At 46.2% G+C, this 498-nt stretch carries 2 tRNA genes; both read left to right on the forward strand.

Features of this window, described 5'->3' with window-relative positions:
* Positions 1-97 precede the first annotated feature (97 nt).
* Positions 98-174: transfer RNA gene (locus NA197_RS23420), tRNA-Ile, on the forward strand.
* 111 nt (positions 175-285) lie between these two features.
* Positions 286-361, forward strand: a tRNA-Ala gene (locus tag NA197_RS23425).
* The last annotated feature ends 137 nt before the right edge of the window (positions 362-498 follow it).

A 498-nucleotide genomic window follows, 5' to 3' on the forward strand; every position in this document is an offset into this window, starting at 1 on the left:
GGGAACCTGCGGTTGGATCACCTCCTTACCTTAAAGAAGCGTACTTTGAAGTGCTCACACAGATTGTCTGATGAAAAACGAGCAGTAAAACCTCTACAGGCTTGTAGCTCAGGTGGTTAGAGCGCACCCCTGATAAGGGTGAGGTCGGTGGTTCAAGTCCACTCAGGCCTACCAAATTTTCCCTGAATACTGCGTTGTGAAATAACTCACATACTGATGTATGCTTCGTTATTCCACGCCTTGTCTCAGGAAAAATTATCGGTAAAGAGGTTCTGACTACACGATGGGGCTATAGCTCAGCTGGGAGAGCGCCTGCTTTGCACGCAGGAGGTCTGCGGTTCGATCCCGCATAGCTCCACCATCTCGTGAGTGTTTACGAAAAAATACTTCAGAGTGTACCTGAAAGGGTTCACTGCGAAGTTTTGCTCTTTAAAAATCTGGATCAAGCTGAAAATTGAAACACAGAACAACGAAAGTTGTTCGTGAGTCTCTCAAATT

The sequence above is a fragment of the Salmonella sp. NW884 genome, assembly GCF_051700745.1.
Lineage (GTDB): Bacteria > Pseudomonadota > Gammaproteobacteria > Enterobacterales > Enterobacteriaceae > Salmonella > Salmonella enterica.